At 69.1% G+C, this 15,834-nt stretch carries 12 protein-coding genes and 1 pseudogene; 8 read left to right on the forward strand and 5 right to left on the reverse strand.

All coding sequences use genetic code 11. From position 1 onward, the window contains the following. Nucleotides 1-17 precede the first annotated feature (17 nt). The gene (typA, locus tag ACFJGU_RS16980; RefSeq protein ID WP_382304952.1) at nt 18-1,928 is read left to right on the forward strand and encodes a translational GTPase TypA; all 1,911 of its coding nucleotides are present in this window, start codon (nt 18-20) and stop codon (nt 1,926-1,928) included. Here the strand turns inward: typA and ACFJGU_RS16985 are convergent. From ACFJGU_RS16985 to efeU, 4 genes and pseudogenes are all read right to left on the reverse strand, one after another. Further along, nucleotides 1,925-3,298: an MFS transporter gene (locus ACFJGU_RS16985; RefSeq protein ID WP_382304954.1), complete on the reverse strand. Its 1,374-nt coding sequence runs from the start codon at nt 3,296-3,298 to the stop codon at nt 1,925-1,927. The two genes, typA and ACFJGU_RS16985, sit on opposite strands and share 4 nt — an antisense overlap. Nucleotides 3,299-3,415: 117 nt before the next feature. Then, nucleotides 3,416-4,704 (reverse strand): annotated as a pseudogene (gene efeB, locus ACFJGU_RS16990) (iron uptake transporter deferrochelatase/peroxidase subunit). Between the two features lie 17 nt (nt 4,705-4,721). After that, nucleotides 4,722-5,915 (reverse strand): iron uptake system protein EfeO, encoded by a 1,194-nt coding sequence (gene efeO / locus ACFJGU_RS16995; protein WP_382304955.1) that lies wholly within the window; start codon nt 5,913-5,915, stop codon nt 4,722-4,724. A gap of 13 nt (nt 5,916-5,928) precedes the next feature. Then, a complete protein-coding gene (gene efeU, locus ACFJGU_RS17000) occupies nt 5,929-6,792 on the reverse strand; it encodes an iron uptake transporter permease EfeU (protein ID WP_382310415.1) in 864 nt (287 codons plus the stop codon). Between the two features lie 132 nt (nt 6,793-6,924). Here efeU and ACFJGU_RS17005 point away from each other — a divergent pair, with 132 nt between their 5' ends. The 5 genes from ACFJGU_RS17005 to ACFJGU_RS17025 all read left to right on the forward strand — a co-directional run bounded on the left by ACFJGU_RS17005 (nt 6,925) and on the right by ACFJGU_RS17025 (nt 12,310). Next, nucleotides 6,925-8,733 (forward strand): helicase HerA-like domain-containing protein, encoded by a 1,809-nt coding sequence (locus ACFJGU_RS17005; RefSeq protein WP_382304957.1) that lies wholly within the window; start codon nt 6,925-6,927, stop codon nt 8,731-8,733. Nucleotides 8,734-8,762: 29 nt separating this feature from the next. Further along, nucleotides 8,763-9,290, forward strand: coding sequence for a hypothetical protein (locus ACFJGU_RS17010; RefSeq protein WP_382304959.1), 528 nt, complete (start codon nt 8,763-8,765; stop codon nt 9,288-9,290). 36 nt (nt 9,291-9,326) lie between these two features. After that, a complete protein-coding gene (gene fdxA / locus ACFJGU_RS17015; protein WP_092557938.1) occupies nt 9,327-9,650 on the forward strand; it encodes a ferredoxin in 324 nt (107 codons plus the stop codon). Nucleotides 9,651-9,667: 17 nt separating this feature from the next. Further along, on the forward strand, nt 9,668-10,783 hold the full coding sequence (dapC, locus tag ACFJGU_RS17020) for a succinyldiaminopimelate transaminase (protein ID WP_382304961.1): 1,116 nt from the start codon (nt 9,668-9,670) through the stop codon (nt 10,781-10,783). A 264-nt stretch (nt 10,784-11,047) separates the two neighbouring features. Further along, complete coding sequence (locus tag ACFJGU_RS17025) at nt 11,048-12,310, forward strand: citrate synthase (protein ID WP_382310417.1); 1,263 nt, start codon at nt 11,048-11,050, stop codon at nt 12,308-12,310. A gap of 22 nt (nt 12,311-12,332) precedes the next feature. Here the strand turns inward: ACFJGU_RS17025 and dapD are convergent, their stop codons facing one another. After that, nucleotides 12,333-13,292, reverse strand: a complete 960-nt coding sequence (dapD, locus tag ACFJGU_RS17030) for a 2,3,4,5-tetrahydropyridine-2,6-dicarboxylate N-succinyltransferase (RefSeq protein WP_382304963.1) — start codon at nt 13,290-13,292, stop codon at nt 12,333-12,335. 39 nt (nt 13,293-13,331) lie between these two features. On the opposite strand from dapD, the gene dapE reads away from it, so the two are divergent. Beyond that, nucleotides 13,332-14,480: a succinyl-diaminopimelate desuccinylase gene (dapE, locus tag ACFJGU_RS17035; RefSeq protein WP_382304965.1), complete on the forward strand. Its 1,149-nt coding sequence runs from the start codon at nt 13,332-13,334 to the stop codon at nt 14,478-14,480. An 8-nt stretch (nt 14,481-14,488) separates the two neighbouring features. Then, on the forward strand, nt 14,489-15,739 hold the full coding sequence (locus ACFJGU_RS17040; protein ID WP_382304967.1) for a mannosyltransferase family protein: 1,251 nt from the start codon (nt 14,489-14,491) through the stop codon (nt 15,737-15,739). Nucleotides 15,740-15,834 lie beyond the last annotated feature (95 nt).

Below are 15,834 nucleotides of genomic sequence, written 5' to 3' on the forward strand. Positions count from 1 at the left end.
TCCTGAGGACTTTTCCCATGGCACATGCCACCCGTGATGACCTGCGCAATGTCGCGATCGTCGCCCACGTCGACCACGGCAAGACCACACTGGTCGACGCCATGCTCACGCAGACCAACTCCTTCGACGCGCACTTCGACGCCGACGACCGGATGATGGACTCGAACGACCTCGAGCGTGAGAAGGGCATCACGATCCTCGCCAAGAACACGGCGATCTCCTACAACGGCAAGCACGCGAACGGCACGCCGATCACGATCAACGTGATCGACACCCCGGGCCACGCCGACTTCGGTGGCGAGGTCGAGCGCGGTCTGTCGATGGTCGACGGCGTCGTGCTGCTGGTCGACGCCTCCGAGGGCCCGCTGCCGCAGACCCGCTTCGTGCTCCGCAAGGCGCTTGAGGCGAAGCTGCCGGTGATCCTCCTGGTGAACAAGACCGACCGGCCGGATGCGCGCATCGACGAGGTCGTGGGGGAGTCGCAGGACCTGTTGCTCGGCCTCGCCTCCGACATGGCCGACGACGTGCCCGATCTCGACCTCGACGCCATCCTCGACGTGCCCGTGGTGTACGCCTCGGGCCGTAACGGCGCCGCGAGCCTCAACAAGCCCGAGAACGGCACCCTGCCCGACAACGACGACCTCGAGCCGCTGTTCGGCGCCATCCTGGAGCACATCCCGGCGCCGACCTACGACGACGAGGCGCCGCTTCAGGCCCACGTCACCAACCTTGACTCCTCGCCCTTCCTCGGCCGCCTCGCCCTCCTCCGGGTGTTCAACGGCACGATCAAGAAGGGGCAGCAGGTCGCCTGGGTCAAGCACGACGGCACCGTCACCAACCAGCGCATCAGCGAGCTGCTGAAGACGGTGGCGCTCACCCGCTTCCCGACCGAGTCGGCCGGCCCCGGCGACATCGTGGCCATCGCCGGCATCGAGGACATCACGATCGGCGAGACCATCGCCGACCCCGAAGACGTGCGCCCGCTGCCCGCGATCACCGTCGACGACCCGGCCATCTCGATGACCATCGGCACCAACACCTCGCCGCTGGTCGGCAAGGTCAAGGGCCACAAGCTCACCGCGCGCATGGTGAAGGACCGCCTCGACCGCGAGCTGGTCGGTAACGTCTCGCTCCGCGTGGTCGACATCGGAAACCCGGCGGCCTGGGAGGTCCAGGGTCGTGGCGAGCTCGCGCTGGCCATCCTGGTCGAGAACATGCGCCGCGAGGGCTACGAGCTGACCGTGGGCAAGCCCCAGGTGGTCACGAAGCAGGTCAACGGGAAGACCCACGAGCCCTACGAGCACCTCACGATCGACGCCCCGGAAGAGTACCTCGGCGCCATCACGCAGCTGCTCGCCGCCCGCAAGGGTCGTATGGAGGGCATGTCGAACCACGGCACCGGCTGGGTGCGCATGGAGTTCATCGTCCCCTCGCGCGGCCTGATCGGCTTCCGCACCGAGTTCCTCACCATCACCCGCGGTACCGGCATCGCGAACGCCATCTCGCACGGGTACGACGAGTGGGCCGGAGCGATCGTCACCCGCAACAACGGGTCGATCGTGGCGGACCGCGCCGGTGTCGTCACGCCGTTCGCCATCATCGCTCTGCAGGAGCGCATGACCTTCTTCGTGAACCCCACCGAAGAGGTCTACGAGGGCATGGTGATCGGCGAGAACTCGCGCGCCGACGACATGGACGTGAACATCACCAAAGAGAAGAAGCTGACCAACATGCGTCAGTCGACGGCTGACAACTTCGAGTCGATGACCCCGTCGCGTCAGCTCTCGCTCGAGGAGTCGCTCGAGTTCGCCCGCGAGGACGAGTGCGTCGAGGTGACGCCGGAGACGGTGCGCATCCGCAAGGTCGAGCTCGACCAGAACGCGCGTGCCCGCAAGACCGCGAACCTCAAGCGCGCCAACAACTCCTAAGCCGTCCGGCCGGTGCGCCCGCTGAGGGCGAGCGCACCGAGCGCGATGAGCAGAGCCAGCGCGAACACGGCGGCGAAGGCGAGCCCTCCGCCGCCGTTCAGCGTCTGGAACAGGATGCCGCTGAGCGACAGCGCCATCGCCGGACCCGCGGCGTCGGCGATGTTGAGGGCGGCACTGTTGAACCCCTGGTTGCCGGGCACGGAGTACTGCAGCACGAGGACGGAGAGCCGCGGGTAGCACAGACCCATGCCCGCTCCGGAGATCGCCCAGCCGGCGATCGCCACCGGGGCCGGCAACCCGAAGAGAGCGGTCACGACGACGAGGGCGATGGCGGCGCAGACGGCCGCCGACCCGACGCGCAGGCTCGTCCGCGGAGTGAGCCGCGTGCTGAAACGACCTTGCAGCACCGAGGATGCGCCCCACGCCACGCCGGCGACCGTCAGTGCGAGTCCGGCCAGAGCGGGGCTCAGTCCGAACTCACCCGTGAGGAAATACGGCAGATAGACCTCCGCGGCGAAGTAGCCGCCGGCCAGGAGCATCCGGAGCAACACCACGCTCGGCAGTCCGCGGCCCGCCAGCAGCGTGCGAGCGGGCAGGAGCGGACGGATCGCGACGACGGCGAGGATCAGGGCTCCCGCTCCGAGGGCGAACACGGCGGCGCCGTCGAGTTCGGTCGACAGGCTGAGCGCGAGGATGGCGGCGGCGAGCAGCAGGGCCCAGAGGATGCGAGGCACGCTCCAGGAAGGCCGGGCCGCGCCATCCGTCGTCACCGGCTGGATCGACCGCATCGCGGGCACCACCATCGCGATCGCGAGCAGGGTCAGCACGGCGACGCCGAGGAACACCCAGCGCCACCCGACCGTCTGGCCCAGCACCCCCGCGATGAACGGTCCGACGAGGGCCGGGATGACCCAGGCGGCCGCGAACATGCCGAAGATCTGGGGCTGCAGAGTGGCCGGGTAGACGCGGGCCACGACGACGTAGAGCGCCACGGTCATCGCGCCGCCGCCCAGTCCGTGCACGAGTCGCCCGGCCACCACGGCGCCCATCGTGGTGGCGGTGCCCGCGAGCAGCAGCCCCACCACGAACAGTCCGACGGATGCGTAGAGCGGCACCCTCGGGCCGGCGCGGTCGGCCCACATGCCGGCCACCACCATCCCGAGCACCGAGACGGCGAGCGGGCCCGCGAAGGCCACCGCGTACAGGTCGGCGCCATCGAGTTCGCGGCTGATCACGGGCATCACCGTGGTGACGGCGAGGTTCTCGAACGCCGCCACGAACACGAGCGCGATCGCCCCGATCGTGACCAGCCGGTAGTGCGGCGAGTAGATGCTCGCGGGTCGCGGCGGGAGCTGCTTGGTGCGGGTCACACCCTCGACCGTACGACCTGCCGCCCGCCCGCCGGCGTTCATCCGCCGGTTTTTGCAGAATGACGGCCGCTCGTTGCGGCAAAACGGGCGGATGAACGTCGGGTGGGTCGGAGTGGGCTACGCGCCGAAGAGGGTCTCGCCGACGTAGCCGCCCTGGCGCGCCCCGGGGGCACCGCGAAGATCGCGGAGCCGACGTGCCGGATGTACTCGTTCATGGCGTCGTTCTTGGCCAGGTTCATCTGGATGGGGATGAACTGCGTGCGCGGATCGCGCTGGTACGCGATGAAGAAGAGCCCCGCGTTCAGGCGGCCGAGGTCGTCGTTGCCGTCGACGAAGTTGTAGCCGCGGCGCAGCAGTTGCGCGCCGGAGTTCTGGTCGGGGTGCGAGAGCCGCACGTGGGCATCCGCGGCGATGAGCGGCTTCCCGCCCTGGCCCGTGGCGGCGAAGTCGGGTTCGGAGAACTCGGTACCGCCCGAGTACGGTGCACCCTCGCCTTTCGTGCGGCCGATCACGGCCTCCTGCTCGCGGAGCGACGTGCGGTCCCAGGTCTCGATGGTCATGCGGATCTTGCGCGACACCAGGTACGACCCGCCCGCCATCCAGTCCGCTCCGTCGGCGCCCGCAGCCCAGACCTGATCAGTCACCACGCCGGTGTCCTCGGCCTTGATGTTGGCCGTGCCGTCCTTGAAACCGAAGAGGTTGCGCGGTGTCTGCTGCGCCTTGGTGGTGGAGCTGGTGCGGCCGAATCCGAGCTGCGACCAGCGGATGTTCGCGCGCCCGAAGGCGATCCGCGAGAGGTTGCGGATGGCGTGAACCGCGACCTGGGGGTCGTCGCTGCAGGCCTGGATGCACAGGTCGCCGCCGGAGAGGGCATCCTGCAGCATGTCGGCCGGGAAATGCGGCAGATCGACGAGCGCCGCGGGTCGCCGGCCGGCGATGCCGAATCGGTCGGCGCCGTCGGTGGTCTGGAAGAGCGTGGGGCCGAAGCCGATGGTGATGGTGAGACCGGATGCCGGGAGTCCCAGGGCCTCACCCGTGTCATCCGGCGGTGCGTCGTAGTTGCCGCTGACGGCGCCGAACTGGCCCGCTTCCTCGCCCTGGGTCATCAGGGCGGCGGCGGCGCTCCAGTCCTGCAGCAGTTCCACCAGCTCGTCGCGGCTGATGTCGGCCACGTCGTAGCTGGCGAAGTGCAGGCGATCCTGCGCCGGGGTGACGATGCCCGACTGGTGCTCGCCGAAGAAGGGGTAGACCGCCGAGTTCTCCTGGGCCGACGCCGAGCTCGGCAGCACGAAGCGGTCGACGGCGGCGCCGACGCCGAGACCTACGACACCCGCCCCGGCGAGTCCGAACAGCCCCCGGCGGGAGATGCCGGACGCCGAGGGAGCGGGCGTCGTGGGATCGGACATGCTGCCTACTCTAGGTCTCAGCCGACCAGCGTCGCCGTGAGCCGGCTGAGCGGCTCGCCGAGGGCGTTGACGCCGTCGGCCAGCTGCTTGACCTGGTCGGGCGTGAGGTCGTTGTAGTACGTGAATCCGTCGCTCAGGCTGCCGTACTCGGCCAGCTGGGTCTGCAGCGCGTCGAACTGCTCGTCGAGGCTCTTCACGAGCTCGGGGTCCTTGGTCTCCACGATGTCACGCACGCCCTCGTAGGCGACCTTCGCGCCCTCGAGGTTGGCCTGGAAGTCCCAGAGGTCGGTGTGCGACCAGATCTCCTCCTCGCCGGTGATCTTCCCGCTGGCCACCTCTTCCATGAGGCCGATGGCACCGTTGGAGATCGCGTCGATGGTGACCGTGTAGTCGGGGTCGTTCACCGCGTCGTAGAGGGCCTGGGTGTCGGTGGTGAGCTTGTCGGCGTAGTCCTGGCGCTCGGCCGCGGTGAGCGGCACATACGTGACCCCGCCGTTGTCGGCGGCCGCCGGCGGGAAGAGGTCCTTCTCGATGCGGTGCCAGCCGGTCCACTCGTCGCCCTCCGCGACATCCGCCTCACGGAAGTCGATCTTCGGGTCGAGGTCGCCGAAGGACTCGGCGACGGGCTCGATGCGCTCGTAGTTCGCGCGGGTCGTGGCGTAGAGGTCGCGCGCCTTCTGGTCGTCGCCCGCGAGGTAGGCCTCGAGGAAGGTCTGGGTGCCGGTGACGAGCTGGCCCACCTGGTCTTTGACGTAGGCGACGTAGTTGACCGCGGCCTGGTCGACCTGGTCCTGCACGTCTCCGGCCAGCTGCACCTTGTCGCCCGAGACGGTGAAGGAGGCGCGGCCGATGCCGTCGCCCACCATGCCGGGCTTGCAGACGGTGAAGTAGTCGCCGGGCTGGGCCTGCACCACGAGGTCGCGCGAGATGCCGGGGCCGACGTTCTCGACCTCGCCGACGATGCGCAGCCCGTCGTCCGCGAGCAGGTAGAACTCGGTGACCTGGTCGCCGGAGTTGCTGACCGAGAAGGTGAGGGTGCCGCTGGTGGCGGTCGAGGCGCTGACGGCGCAGTCATCGGCCGAGCTGTCGACGGTGATGGCACCGGCCGCATCCGACGACGGGGCGTTGTTCGGAACGCAGCCGGCGAGGGCGAGCAGGGCGATCGCCGCACCGGCGGTGGCCAGCGCGGGTCTGGTCTTCAGGGTCTTCATGGACGTCGGGCTCCTAGCTGTGGGCGGTGTGGGCGACGGCGGGTGCGGGTGCCGCGACCCGCTTCTTGGTCTTCTGGCCCCGGCGCACCGCGCGGATGAACAGGGTCATGGTGGGAACGAAGTAGAGCAGCCAGACCGTGAGCTCGAGCCAGGTCGTGGCGGGGGAGAAGTTGACGGTGCCCTTCAGGAGCGTGCCGTACCAGCTGTCGGGCGGGATGACGGCGCTGACGTCGAAGGCAAGGTTGTTCAGGCCCGGCAGGATGCCGGCCTCCTGCAGGTCGTGCACGCCGTAGGAGAGCACGCCGGCGGCCACCAGGATGAGGAACCCACCCGACCAGGCGAAGAACCGGGCCAGATTGATGCGCACGAGACCGCGGTAGATGAGGTACCCGAGCACGACGGCGCTGAGGATGCCGAGAGCTGCACCGAGGAGGGGGAGCGTCGTCTCTCCCGTGGCCTGCACGGCGGCCCAGATGAACAGGGCGGTCTCGATGCCCTCCCGGCCGACCGCGAGGAACGCGACGAGCACGAGGCCCCAGCCGGCGCCGATGAGCGCCTTGTCGATGTCGCTCTGCAACGTTCCCTTGAGGTTCTGGCTCGTGCGGAGCATCCAGAAGACCATCCAGGTCACGAAGCCGGTGGCGATGATCGACAGCGAGCCGCCCAATGCCTCCTGCGCTTCGAAGGAGAGGCCGTACGCGCCGAAGGTGAGGATCGCGCCGACGGTCAGGGCGACGAGCACGGCGAGACCGACGCCGATCCACAGCCGGAACAGCACATCGCGCCGGCCGATCTTGCGTACGTAGGCCACGAGGATGCCCACGACGAGCGCGGCCTCGAGGCCCTCACGCAGACCGATCAGGTAGTTGGCGAGCACGAGAACCATTTCCGGGAGAGGGGAGCCTTACTTGGGTAAGCCTAGCCTTACCAAGGGTCGAGCGTAATGATCGTGACGGTGATTGTCCAACCCGGAGCGTCTCCGCGCGGCATCCTTCTCTAGGCTGTGGTCATGACGGATGACGAGGTTCGTAAGGCTCGAGCGGATGCCGCGGCGGCGGTCGAGGCGGCCCGGCAGGCCCAGGCGGCGGCGGAGGCCGCGGTGAAGCGGGCCGAGGAGGCGGCGGCCGCGGCGGAGACGGCCGCAGCCGTGCCCGCACCGGCGGCACCCACGCCTGCACCATCGGCGCCGGCGCCCGCAGCACCCGTCGGTCCGCTGGGCGACGCCGACGTGGAGGTCATCCGCGCCGGTTACGCCTTCGAGGGCCCGGCGCTCGACATCGGAGCGCTCGTCAACGGCGAGGCGCTTCCGGAGGTGCAGGTGCGCATCCCGCTCGCCATGACCAACCGGCACGGACTGGTGGCGGGGGCCACCGGCACCGGCAAGACGCGCACCCTGCAGACGCTCGCCGAACAGCTCGCGGCCGCCGGCGTCCCGGTTTTCGCCGCCGATATGAAGGGCGATCTCTCCGGCGTCGCCACACCGGGCGAGGGCACGGAGAAGCTGCTCGCGCGCACCGCCGCGATCGGGCAGGAGTGGACGCCGAAGGCCAGCCGCACCGAGTACTTCAGCCTCGGCGGCATCGGGAAGGGCGTGCCGATCCGGGCCACTCTCTCCGGATTCGGCCCGTTGCTGCTCAGCAAGGTGCTCGGCCTCAACGACACCCAGGAGTCGAGTCTCGGCCTGGTGTTCCACTACGCGGAGCAGGCCGGACTGCCACTCCTCGACCTCAGCGACCTGCGTGCCGTGCTCACCTACCTCACCAGCGACGAAGGGAAAGCGGAGCTGAAGTCGATGGGTGGCCTGTCGAACGCGACGGTCGGCGTCATCCTGCGGGAGCTCATCGCCTTCGCCGCCCAGGGAGCGGAGGCGTTCTTCGGCGAGCCCGAGATCGACACCTCGGTGTTCCTGCGCACCGCCGAGGACGGCACCGGCATCATCAGCCTGCTGGAACTGCCTCGTGTCGCCGACCGACCGGCCCTGTTCTCCACCTTCCTGATGTGGCTGCTCGCCGATCTCTACAACGACCTGCCCGAGGTCGGCGACCTCGACAAGCCGAAACTGGTCTTCTTCTTCGACGAGGCACACCTCCTGTTCCGCGACGCCTCCAAGGATTTCGAGCAGTCGATCGTGCAGACCGTGCGGCTCATCCGTTCTAAGGGAGTGGGGATCTTCTTCGTCACCCAGACCCCGAAGGACGTGCCCGGCGACGTGCTCGCCCAACTCGGTTCGCGCGTGCAGCACGCGTTGCGCGCGTTCACGCCCGACGACGCCAAGGCGCTCCGGGCGACCGTCTCGACGTATCCGACCTCGGCCTACGACCTCGACCAGGTGTTGCAGAGCCTCGGCACGGGGGAAGCGGTCGTGACGGTGATGAACGAGAAGGGGGCGCCGAGCCCGGTCGCCTGGACCCGGGTGCGCGCGCCGCAGGGATCGATGGCGCCGACCCCGGACGCGCAGATCGACGCGGCCGTGGCGGTCTCGCCGCTGCTGCCGCTCTACGGCACGCCGATCGACCGCGAATCGGCGCGGGAACTGCTCGCCGAGAAGATGAACGCGGCCGCGGCCGCGGCAGCGGCCGACGAGGCGGCGGAGGAGTACGCCAAGCAGCAGGCCGCTTTCGAGGCGCAAGTCGCCCGCGAGGCCAAGGCGCAGGCGAAAGCGGAGGCGCGCAACGCGCCCGCTCCCCGTTCGACTCCGCGGAGCCGCAGCACGAAGCCGCAACCGGACATCCTCACCGACGTGCTCGGGTCGAAGACCACCCAGACGATCCTGAGAGGTGTCATCGAAGGGGTCTTCGGAACGCGCCGACGGCGCTAGCGGCGCACCGCACGTCGTAGGCTGGATCGGTGGACAACGAGCCGCGCCGCTACGGCGCCGACCCGAGCGAACCGGCGTACGGCATCCGCACCACGGGTGCGGGTGGTCCCACTTCGTCTGCCGACCTCGCCGCCGACTCCGGTGCCCCGGTCGGCGCGTCGATCCTCACCCGCGTGCTCGGGTACGTCGTGGCGCTCCTGCTCGGGGCGCTGTTCGGAGTGCTCGGCACCGTGGTGCACCAGATCAGCTTCAGTGTCTTCGGCCTGTTCGACCTGCCGATCGGCCTGATCATCGCGCTTCCGGCGGTGGCTCTGCTCCTGGTGGGGCTGCGGATGAGCTTCGCCTCACGACTCGCCTCGATCCTCGCCGGGGTCGGTCTGGTCGGGATGGTCGCGCTGCTGGCGCTCCCGAGCCCCGGCGGCTCCATCCTCATCCCCGGTAGCGTCGCGGGCTCGGAGAACGTCCTGGGCACCGTCTGGCTCATCGGGTCGACGCTGATCGCCGTGGTGGTGCTCGCCTGGCCCCGACTGGGCGGCGCGCGCCCGGCGACGAAGTAGACTCGTATTCCGGTCATCGAAGGGATCTGAAGCACTGTGACCTATGTCATCGCCCTCCCGTGCGTGGACGTCAAAGACCGCGCGTGTATCGACGAATGTCCTGTCGACTGCATCTACGAAGGCGAACGCTCGCTCTACATCCATCCCGACGAGTGCGTCGACTGCGGCGCCTGCGAGCCGGTGTGCCCCGTCGAGGCCATCTACTACGAAGACGATCTGCCCGAGGAATGGGCCGACTACTACAAGGCCAACGTCGAGTTCTTCGACGAGATCGGGTCGCCCGGCGGCGCCGCGAAGGTCGGCGTGATCAAGCACGACCACCCGGTCATCGCCGCGCTCCCGCCTCAGGGCGAGCACTGAGTTCCGGGGCCTGAGTCATGGCCCTCGGTGAACTGCCCGACTATCCGTGGGATCAGATGGCGTCGTTCGCGGCGACGGCGAAGGCGCATCCCGACGGGATCGTCGACCTCTCGATCGGTTCGCCGGTCGACCCGACGCCGCCAGTGATCCGTGACGCGCTCGCGGCCGCCACGGATGCGCACGCCTACCCGCAGACCGCCGGGACACCGCTGCTCCGCGAGGCCGTGGTCGACTGGTACGCGCGCCGTCGGGGTGTCACCGGGCTGACCGAGGCGAACGTGCTGCCCACCATTGGCTCGAAGGAGTTCGTGGCCTGGCTGCCCTTCATGCTCGGGCTCGGCGAGGGCGACGTGGTCGTGCACCCGCGCGCCGCGTACCCGACCTACGCGATGGGGGCGACGATCGCGGGGGCGACGGCGTTCGCCTCCGATGATCCCGACGAGTGGCCGTCGAACACGCGGCTGGTGTGGACGAACAGTCCCGGCAACCCCGACGGAAGCGTTCTGGACGTCGACGCCCTGCGCGCCGCCGTGTCGCGGGCGCGCGAGCTCGGAGCGGTCGTCGCCGGCGACGAGTGCTACGCCGAGCTCGGCTGGGACGGGCGGTGGACCTCCGAGCCCGTGCCGAGCATCCTCGACGCCCGGGTCACCGGGGGAGATCTCACGGGCGTCATCGCCGCCTACTCGCTCAGCAAGCAGTCGAACCTCGCGGGCTATCGTGCCGCCTTCGCCGCGGGCGACCCCGCGGTGATCGCCCGGCTGCTGACCGTGCGGAAGCAGGCCGGGATGATGCCGCCCGCACCCGTGCAGGCCGCGATGATCGCCGCGCTCGGCGACGACGCGCACGTGGCGGAGCAGAAGGCGCTGTACCGGGCCCGCCGTTCCGTGCTGCGTCCCGCGCTCGAGCGGGCCGGGCTCCGGATCGACGCGAGCGAGGCCGGTCTGTACCTCTGGGCGACCGAACTGCGCGACGGATGGGACACCATCGCGGCGCTCGCCTCGCGCGGCATCCTGGCCGGTCCGGGTCACTTCTACGGTGATCATTTCCCCCAGCACGTCCGGTTCTCGTTGACCGCGACCGACGAGCGGATCGCCGCCGCGGCCGCCCGCCTGGATGCGTCGGGACTGCGTTAGGAGCATTCCTCCAACAACCCGGTGCAAGCGTGATCGGATGCAACAGTAGGGTTCTGGTCACATTAGGCTGTATGCGGGTCAACGCGGTCACGGGTTCACAAAAGCCTCACTGCGTCCCGCCACTGACACGCAGGCAGGATCACTCAAGGAGGCGCCGTGACGGACGTCGGTCAAAAAGCAGAGGGCACGATCGCCGGTATCGACGACGTCGTCGAGGCGCCGGTCGCCGAGGGCACGCCGAGCGTCGAGGGTCAGACCGCCACGCTGAGCTACCCGGGAGGCAGCGCCGAGTTCCCGCTGCTGCAGAGCGTCGACGGAGCGTCGTCGATCGACCTCTCCACGCTCACCAAGAAGACGGGCTTCACCACCCTCGACTACGGGTTCGTGAACACCGCGGCCACCCGGTCGGAGATCACCTACATCGACGGGGATGCCGGCATCCTGCGTTACCGGGGCTATCCGATCGAGCAGGTCGCGCAGAACCTGACCTACCTCGAGGTCGCCTGGCTGCTCATCTACGGCGAGCTGCCGACGCCGTCGGAGCTCACCGAGTTCGACGACAAGATCCGGCACCACACGCTGCTGCACGAAGACCTGAAGCGGTTCTTCGACGCGCTGCCGCACAACGCGCACCCGATGTCGGTGCTCTCGTCGGGCGTCTCGGCGCTGTCGACCTACTACCAGGACTCGCTCAACCCGCACTCGCCGGAGGACGTCGAGATCTCGACCATCCGGCTGCTGGCGAAGCTGCCCGTGATGGCGGCCTACGCGCACAAGAAGAGCCTCGGTCAGGCCTTCCTGTACCCCGACAACTCGCTCTCCTTCGTCGACAATTTCCTGCGGCTGAACTTCGGCAACCTGGCCGAGCCGTACGAGATCAACCCGGTGCTGTCGAAGGCGCTGGAGCGACTGCTCATCCTGCACGAAGACCACGAGCAGAACGCGTCGACGTCGACCGTGCGGCTCGTCGGCTCGACCGAGGCGAACATGTTCGCGTCGATCTCGGCCGGGATCAACGCGCTCTTCGGGCCGCTGCACGGCGGAGCGAACGAGGCCGTGCTGACGATGCTCGCGCAGATCCGCGATTCCGGCGAGGGCGTGGCGAAGTTCGTCGAGCGCGTGAAGAACAAGGAGGCGGGCATCCGTCTCATGGGCTTCGGGCACCGCGTCTACAAGAATTACGACCCGCGCGCCAAGCTCGTCAAGGAGAGCGCCGACGAGGTGCTCGAGGCACTCGGGGTGCAGGATCCGCTGCTCGATATCGCGAAGGAGCTCGAGCAGGTCGCCCTGTCCGACGAGTACTTCATCTCGCGGCGGCTGTACCCGAACGTCGACTTCTACACCGGCGTCATCTACAAGGCCATGGGCTTCCCGACCCGGATGTTCACGGTGCTGTTCGCGATCGGCCGCCTTCCCGGCTGGATCGCCCACTGGCGCGAGATGGCCACCGACCCGCAGACGAAGATCGGTCGCCCCCAGCAGCTCTACATGGGCGCCCCCGCCCGCGACCTGCCGGGCCTCCGCTAGAACCCGTCGCCGTTCTCCTGCCTCAGGCGTGGAGGGTGGGGTTGAGGGTGACGCCCGCTCCGGAGCGGGAGACGGCCTCGACGGCGCCCGAGAGGGAGTTGCGCCGGAAGAGCAGGTTCGGCACGCCGGACAGGGCGACCGCCTTCACGATGCGGTTCTCCTCGTCGGAACCCGATCCGTCGATCAGCACGACCTTGGTGCCCGCCGTGACGTAGAGGCCCGCCTCCACCACGGAGTCGTCGCCGATGGAGATGCCGATGCCCGCGTTGGCACCGAGCAGTGCGCGCCGCCCGATCGAGACACGCTGCGTGCCTCCGCCGGAGAGGGTGCCCATGATCGAGGCGCCGCCGCCGATGTCCGAACCGTCGTCCACGACGACGCCCTGCGAGATGCGCCCCTCCACCATCGAGGCGCCGAGGGTGCCGGCGTTGAAGTTCACGAAGCCCTCGTGCATGACCGTGGTGCCCGGGGCGAGGTGGGCGCCCAGGCGCACCCGCGAGGCATCCGCGATGCGCACCTTCGCCGGTGTGACGTAGTCGAGCATCCGCGGGAACTTGTCGATGCCGTAGGCCTGGATGCCCGCGCGCTGCAGCGACGGACGCAGGCGGTCGAAGTCGTCGGGATGCACCGGGCCGGCGTTCGTCCACACCACGATCGGCAGGTGGGCGAAGATCCCGTCGAGGTTGACCGAGTTCGGGGCGACGAGGAGGTACGAGAGCAGGTGCAGGCGCAGGTAGGCGTCCGGGGTGGACTGCGGCGGCGCCGCCAGCTCGATCTCCACCGTCGCGACCTCGAGGGTCACGTTGCGGCGCGCATCCGGGTTCGCGAAGGCCACGAGCTCGTCGGGGTGCTGCGATCCCGCGGGTGCCGGGCCGAGCTCGGGCGCCGGGAACCAGGTGTCGAGCGCGGAGCCGTCGCCGGCCAGGGTGATGAGCCCATGACCCCAGGCGTGGGTGGGCGCGGTCAGTACTTCATCAGGCATGACTCAAGCGTATTGGGCCTGGAACCCTAAACTTGTGGAATGCCTGCTTTCGATCCCGCGCATCCGGTTCTCGATCTCACCGAATCGTCGGTGGTGCTGACGCAGCAGATCTGCGACGTCGAGTCGGTGTCGGGTGACGAGACGCTGCTGGCCGACGCCATCGTGGCCGCGCTGGCGGATGCTTCCCACCTCGAGATCTTCCGCGACGGCGACACCATCGTGGCGCGCACGAACCTGGGGCGCGCGCAGCGGGTGGCCATCGCGGGACACATCGACACCGTTCCGCTGAACGCCAACCTGCCTACGCGCTACGAGACGATCGACGGCGTCGACTACCTCTGGGGCCGCGGAACCGCCGACATGAAGGCCGGCACCGCCGTGCAGCTGAAGCTCGCGGCCGAACTGGTGGCGCCCACGGTCGACATCACCTGGATGTGGTACGACCACGAAGAGGTGTCGAACGAATTGAACGGTCTCACCCGGCTCGCCGCGAACCGGCCCGATCTCTTCGCCGCCGACTTCGCCATCCTGGGAGAACCGAGCAACAGCCAGATCGAGGGCGGCTGCAACGGCAACCTGCGAGCGGAGATCCGCGCGTACGGACTGCGCGCGCACTCGGCCCGCAGCTGGGTGGGCGACAACGCCATCCACAAGGCGTCGACCATCCTCGACACCCTCGCCGCCTACCAGGCCCGCGAGGTCGAGGTCGACGGCCTGGTCTACCGGGAAGGCCTGAATGCGGTGGGCATCACGGGCGGCGTGGCCGGCAACGTGATCCCCGACGAGGTGATGGTGCACGTGAACTACCGCTTCGCGCCCAGCCGTTCCGGTGACGAGGCGATCGCGCACATCCACGAACTGTTCCCCGGGTTCGACATCCGGATCGTCGACCTCGCCGAGGGCGCGCGCCCCGGGCTCGACGCGCCGCTCGCGCAACGGTTCCTCGCCGCCGTCGGCGGGGTGGCGAAGCCGAAATACGGATGGACCGACGTGGCCCGCTTCTCGGCCATGGGCGTCCCGGCCGTCAACTACGGCCCCGGCGACCCGCTGAAGGCGCACGCCGACGACGAGCGGGTGAGCCTCCAGCAGATCGTCGACTGCGAGGCCGGGCTCCGCGCCTGGCTGACCGCGGACGCGCCTGCCGATGGCTCGGCCGACCGCGACCCCGTCGAATCCGCCGCCGACTGAGCCCGCCTGTGTCGCAGCAGCTCGCCCGCGCGTCCGACGCGCAGCCGTCGCGCCCGGCGCGTTCGTCGCGCCCGTCGCGGCTGCTGCTGCGCTATCGGATGACGCCGTGGTGGCTGCGGGTGATCGTCGTCTTCGCCCTCTCCCGCGTGGTGACCACGATCATCGTGCTGCTGTTCGCCCGCGCACAAGGTGCGAATCCGTGGACCGGCCCGAATCCGCCGTACCTCAGCTACGCCGCGATCTGGGACGGCAACTGGTACAAGATCATCTCGTTCTACGGCTATCCCGCCCAGCTGCCGCTGACCGCCGACGGGCACGTGGGGGAGAGCGCCTGGGCGTTCATGCCCGGCTATCCTTTCCTGGTCGGTGGCCTGCGCTTCATCACCGGGGCGCGGTGGGAGTTGATCGCCGTCGTGGTGGCGGTGGCCTGCGCCCTCGGCGCGGCGCTCGTGTTCTACCGCCTGATGCGGCACGTGCTGAACGACTCGAACGCCGCGCTGTTCAGCGTGGTGCTGTTCTGCGTCGCCCCGCTCTCGCCGCTGTTCCAGTTCGCCTACGCCGAGTCGATGTCGCTGCTGCTGCTCGTCTCCGCGCTCTACCTCGTGGTGCGGCGGCGCTACGGCTGGGTGTTCCCGATCGTCGCCCTGATGGCGCTCACGAGGCCCTCCGGGCTGGCGTTCGCGCTGTTCGTGGGGCTTCACCTGGTGCATCGCTTCCTGGTGCGGCGCACCGACCCCTTCCCGGTGCGGGAGCGGGTCGTGACCGTGGCGCTGGCCGCCTTCAGCGGATTCATGGGTCTGGTCTGGCCGTTGGTCGCCTGGATCGGCACCGGCTCGATGAGCGCGTACACCGACACCGAGCTCGCCTGGCGCTCGTCGTACATCGGCTACGGCGAGCTGGTGCCGTTCACCGCGTGGTTCCAGGGCGGCAACTGGTGGCTGGGGGAACCGTGGGGCATCCTGGTGGTCGCCCTGCTCATCGTCGGATTCGGGGTGTTCCTGTTCCTGCGACCGGTGAAGCGGCTCGGCGTCGACCTGCGGCTCTGGCTCGCGAGCTACGCGATCTACCTCCTCGCCGTATTCTTCCCGCAGTCGAGCACCTTCCGGTTGCTGATGCCGCTGTTCCCGGCGCTCGGCGCGCTGGCGCTGCCGCGCTCGAAGATCTACCGGATCGGCCTCGTGCTGGTGTGCATCGCGGGGCAGGTGGGATGGATGACGATCGCCTGGGGCGTGGACGGGCGGGACTGGACGCCGCCGTGATCCGATCGTGAACCCGTGCCGAACATCGGGTCAAAACATGAGTTCGACACCCGATGAGTTTCATCACTCGTGGCGCATCGACGATAATGGATACC

The sequence above is a fragment of the Herbiconiux sp. UC225_62 genome (assembly GCF_042694625.1).
Taxonomy (GTDB): domain Bacteria; phylum Actinomycetota; class Actinomycetes; order Actinomycetales; family Microbacteriaceae; genus Herbiconiux.